This window comes from Curtobacterium sp. VKM Ac-2865, from assembly GCF_015350905.1.
In the GTDB taxonomy this organism is placed as follows: Bacteria; Actinomycetota; Actinomycetes; order Actinomycetales; family Microbacteriaceae; genus Curtobacterium.
The window spans coordinates 1-4,908 of record NZ_JADKRZ010000011.1; the positions used below are offsets into that span (position 1 = coordinate 1).

Annotated in this window: 3 protein-coding genes; all 3 read right to left on the reverse strand. The window is 71.0% G+C overall.

The window, feature by feature from the left end:
• Window positions 1–262 precede the first annotated feature (262 nt).
• Genes ITJ54_RS17690 through ITJ54_RS17700 form a run of 3 tightly spaced genes read right to left on the reverse strand, consistent with a single transcriptional unit; the run spans window position 263 to window position 4,252 of the window.
• Window positions 263–1,045, reverse strand: coding sequence for a DeoR/GlpR family DNA-binding transcription regulator (locus ITJ54_RS17690; protein WP_194630611.1), 783 nt, complete (start codon window positions 1,043–1,045; stop codon window positions 263–265).
• Window position 1,046: 1 nt separating this feature from the next.
• Window positions 1,047–3,233: a 4-hydroxythreonine-4-phosphate dehydrogenase PdxA gene (gene pdxA / locus ITJ54_RS17695; protein WP_194630612.1), complete on the reverse strand. Its 2,187-nt coding sequence runs from the start codon at window positions 3,231–3,233 to the stop codon at window positions 1,047–1,049.
• Complete coding sequence (locus ITJ54_RS17700) at window positions 3,230–4,252, reverse strand: 2-keto-3-deoxygluconate permease (protein ID WP_194630613.1); 1,023 nt, start codon at window positions 4,250–4,252, stop codon at window positions 3,230–3,232. Before ITJ54_RS17700 ends, pdxA begins: the two co-directional genes overlap by 4 nt.
• Window positions 4,253–4,908: the final 656 nt, after the last annotated feature.

The following is a 4,908-nucleotide window of genomic DNA, read 5'->3' on the forward strand; positions in this document are numbered from 1 at the left end:
CGAGGGAGACCGTGGTCTTGGTGATCTTGCGCATGGTGTTCGTTTCCTTTGCTGTGTCGCGCTCGGCGCGGCTGCTGCGTGTGCGCCGAACACACCCTTGATGAGGGTGGAGAACCAGCGATGTGCGGCTGGTGAGCGCTCGGGGAGATTCCCGGATACGTGAAGTGTTCCACGCCACTCGACCAACGGCACGGTCGCAGTCGGCCCCAGTACGGGGCGGACACTCCCGCGCTTCCGCGTGTACGGGGTCGCGCGGCGTCCGTCAGGGTTGCGCGGGCGCGGTGCTCGTCGGCGCGACGTGCACCGTCACCAGACCGGAGCCGCGGAAGGGGGCGAGCTGGTCCTCGCTCGCCGTGTCGTCGGTGACGAGCGACCACGGACGCTCGAGCCGCGTCCACCAGTGCGCAGGCGTGGCCCCGAGCTTCGTCGCGTCCGCGAGCACGTAGAGCTCCTGCGCCCGGTCGACCATCACCCGCTTCAGCGATGCCTGCTCCGGGGTCTCCTCGCAGAGCCCGTGCTCGGCGGACACCCCGTCAGCGCTGAGGAACGCGACGTCGGCGGACACGTCGGCCATGACCCGCTCGGCGAAGGGCCCGACGAAGCCCGAGCTGATGTGGCGGAGTCGTCCACCGACCACGATCAGCTCGACGCCGGCGCTGTGTTCGAGCACCGTGGTCGTGGTCAGCCCGTTGGTGACGACGGTGACGCCCTCGCGGTGGGCCAGGTTCCGCGCGAGCGCCCCGACGGTGGTGCCGGCGTCCAGGACGGCGACGGCTCCGTCATCGACGAACGAGCTGGCGAGCCTCCCGATGGCGGCCTTCTGCCCGACGGCGATGGACTCGCGTTCCTGGAGGCTCCGCTCCGGGCCGCCGATGGTCCTGGCGCCCCCGTAGGTGCGGACGATGTCGCCGCTCCGGGTCATGGCGTCGAGGTCCCGCCGGATCGTCGACGCGGAGACCGAGAACACTGCTGACAGCTCGTCGACGTTGACGGGCTTCTCGTGCAGCAGGTGGCCGATCTCGCGCCGGCGGTCGCGGGCCTTCACGCTACTCGGCGCGCTCCGGGGAGAGGTCGGCGGCCTGACGGAGCGCTTCGAGCAGCGGTTCGTGGTCCACGATGTCCTTCCCGGCGATGTCGAACGCCGTTCCGTGGTCGACCGAGGTCCGGACGAACGGCAGGCCCACGGTGACGTTCACACCGTTCTTCAACCCGAGCACCTTGACCGGGATGTGGCCCTGGTCATGGTACTGGGCGACGACCAGGTCGTAGTCGCCACGGCTGGCGAGCATGAAGAGCGTGTCGGCGGGCAGCGGGCCGATGACGTCGAGGCCCTCGGCACGGGCTCGGTCGACGCCGGGCTGGATCTTCTGGGCCTCCTCGTCGTTGCCGAACAGGCCGTTCTCGCCACCGTGCGGGTTGATCGCCGCGACCGCGATGCGCGGGTGCTCGTTGCCGGAGCGGACGAGCAGGTCGTTCCCGCGGGTGATCGTGCGGTACACGCGGTCGCCGTCGATCGCGGCGATCGCGTCGACGAGGCCCAGGTGTGTGGTGACGTGGATCACGCGCATGTTCGGCGCAGTGAGCATCATCGAGACCTCCTCGACGCCGGCGAGCTGCGCGAGCATCTCGGTGTGGCCCGGGAACTGGTGTCCGCCCATGTGCAGGGCCGCCTTGTTGAGCGGTCCGGTGCAGATGGCGTCGATCGTGCCGGCCATGGCGAGCTCCACGGCCTTCTCGATGAACAGGAAGGCGCCGTGCCCGGCCTCGGCGGAGAGCTCGCCCCAGGCCAGGTCCTCCGAGATGCACGGGACGTCGAGGACGTCGATCGTGGTCAGGTCCTCGGTCACCTCGGACGGGTCGCTGATGCGGTTCACGGTCAGTGTGCTCGAGACGACGTCCATGGCGAGCTGCAGTCGACGCAGGTCGCCGATGACGAACATCGTCGCCAGCGACCGGGTGGTCTGGTCAGCCATCGCCTTGGCGATGATCTCGGGTCCGACGCCGGCGGCGTCACCCATCGTGATCGCGATGATCGGCTTCATGGTGCTTCCTTGCTTCTCGGTGGTGTGCTGTCGGAGTGCCCGGACGGTGCGCGCGAGGGTGCCGGCGTCGCCGAACGCCCCCGCCTTCGTGACGAGGACCGGCCGGTGGTCGGGGTGGCTGCTGAGGACGACGCCGGGCTCGACGGTGCCGTGCACGCGCACGGTGTCGATGCCGAGCGCGTCGAGGACGGCTCTGGCGGTCTCCCCGCCGGTCATGACGAGTGCGTCGAACCGGTGGGCGCTGCGTGCGACGGTCGCGGCGAGGGCCGCCGCGACGTCGAGGGCGTTCCCCGTGTCGACCGGCACGAGCAGGTCGGGGGTGAGGACGACGTCGGCGACGCCGCTGGCGATCTGGTCCGTGGCCGCCTGTTCGCCGTCGTGGCGGTGCCGCAGCTCGACGTGCTCGGCGCCGCGGCGGACCAGTTCGTCGATCTGCGACCGTGCCGGTCCGGAGTAGCTCCCGACGACGACCAGCACGCGGTCGGCCGTCGGCAGCGGAGGTGTCGACGTCGCTGACGCGCCGTCGGACGGCACCATGTGCGCGGCGAGTCCGCCGGACCCCGTCACGAGCGTGGGAGCGACGACCAGCCGGGAGGCTCGGGCGATCGTCTCGAGATCGGCGTCGGTGACCGCGTCCACGACGACCGCGTCGAGGCCGTCGGCGTGCAGGTGGTCGAGCCGGGCGGCGACGTCCGCAGGGGTGTTCGCCGGACCGGGGGTGAGCCTCCCGGCTCGGAGACCCGCGGCGGCGAGCGAGGCCGCGACGTCGCCGGCGAACGCGCCGTCCAGCTGGGGGACGCCGTCGACGTGGACGACACCGCCGACGGTGGTCCGGCCGGTGCCGGGGAAGGCCGGCGCGACGACCGCGAGTGCGCGTTCCGGGTCGGAGACCGCGGCGAGGGCCGCGGCGACCTCGGCGCCGACGTTCCCCCGGAGCAGCGAGTCGATCTTCTTGAAAACCGGCCGGCCGAGGGCGACCGAGCGGCGGACGACCGCGTCCACCAGTGCGGCGGCCTCCTGTGATGGCAGGTACCGGCTCTCGGTGTCGACGGCGAGGACCTCGGACGCGGGCCACGCGACCTCGGCGCCGAGGACGACGGCGCTGGTCCGTGCTCCTCCGTACCCACCGGCGGCGTCGGCGGCTCCGGTGAGGTCGTCAGCGATGATCGTCAGGGTCGTGTCCGCGGTCATCTGGACGCCCCGTTGGCCGTGCTCTCGACGGCGACGGCCGCGGGCGGCTGGGGCTCGCTGCCAGACCGCTTCGCGGCGAGGCGCCGGGCGTACCAGGCGACGACGAGCGGCGTGCCGATCGACGTCACCACGATGGCGGCGGAGACGAGGACGGTCGCGGGGCCGGCGGCCTCCTTGTAGGCCGGGTTCGCGGCGGCCACGAGCATGGGCACCGCGGCGGCGTTGCCCGCGGTCGACGACGCGGCGAGCCCGCCGAGGCCGGTGCCGCCCGTGAGACGGTCGGCGAGGAACAGCACGCTGCCGCTGAGCAGGAGCACGACCAGGCCGAGCAGGACACCGATCAGGCCGGCGCTGAGGACGGTCTGCAGGCTGATGCCGAAGCCGAGCGCCAGGCCGAAGAAGAAGATGAGCACAGGTGAGGCCGACGACAGGAACTTGCGCATCGCCGGGTCGAGCGAGCCGAGGACCATGCCGAGCACCAGGGGGATCACCGCGCCGACGAGCGCCTGCCACGGGAAGGCGGACAGTCCGGCGACGCCGAGGATGAGCATGGTGAGGAACGGACCGGACTCGATCGTCATGATCGAGTACGCGGCGACGTCCTTCGGCTTGCCGTACTGGCCCATCAGCGCCATGTAGAGGCCGCCGTTCGTGTCGCTGAACGCGGCCACGAGGGCGAGGACGGACAGGCCCGCGAGGAAGCCGCCGTGGACGGGGGTCTCGGACAGGAACTGCCCGGCGACGATGCCGATGACGACGGCGAGCAGCACCTTCGAGCCGAACAGTGCCCCGCCCTTCTTGAGGATGTAGGGCGTCGCGCGCAGGTCGATGCTCGCGCCCATGCAGACGTAGAAGACCGCCAGGATCGGCGTGCTCCCGGTGAGGAGGCCGCCGGTGAACGAGCCGAAGAAGTCGGCGGTGCCGGGGGCGAGGGTCGCGAGGACGGCGCCCACGAGGAGCGGGACGAGCATCATCCCGCCGGGGACCTTCTCGATCGCGGCCTTGATCGGAACGGACATACGCAACTCCATCGTTTCGTTCCGGGTCGATCCGGCCCGGTCACCCAAGAGTTGCACACAATGCGCAAGAGCGTGCGCGTTCTGCGCAATCTGTGTACGGCGGGGGGAGGAGTCGGAGGAGGCGGGGAGTCGGAGGAGGTGCTGCTGCTGGTTCGGTCGTCGTGCGCGTCGCAGGTCGTTCCGCGCGTAGCGGGTCTTTTCGCGCGTAGGGGGTCGTTCATTCGGACCTCCTAAGCGCATTCTCACTTCCCATCGCGGGTGACATGGGTGGTTTCGCGCGTGGTGGGTCGTCCGTCGGGTGCCCCGGCAGTCGGGTGGGGTGGTGTGTCGCGAGCGGGGTGACGGATCTGGTTCGGGAATCTCGGGCAGAGAGAACCGGATCCGTCATCGGCGTGGACGGGAACCGGCGTCCGGGCGCCCGCGGTGCGCTGGACCCGTGGCGTCGGGACGCTGTCGGGTGGGGGGACGCAGAGAACGCCGCCCCCGGGGAGGGGACGGCGTTCTCGGTGGTTGTGCTGTGCGGGTGATCCCGCGGGGTGTTACTTGATCTGGGCGGTGATGGTGGCGGTGCCGACGAGGAGGCCTGCCTTGACGGCGTCGGTCTTGAAGGTGCTGTTGAGCAGCTTCGCGGCGTCGGCGGAGACGTGGACGGTGGT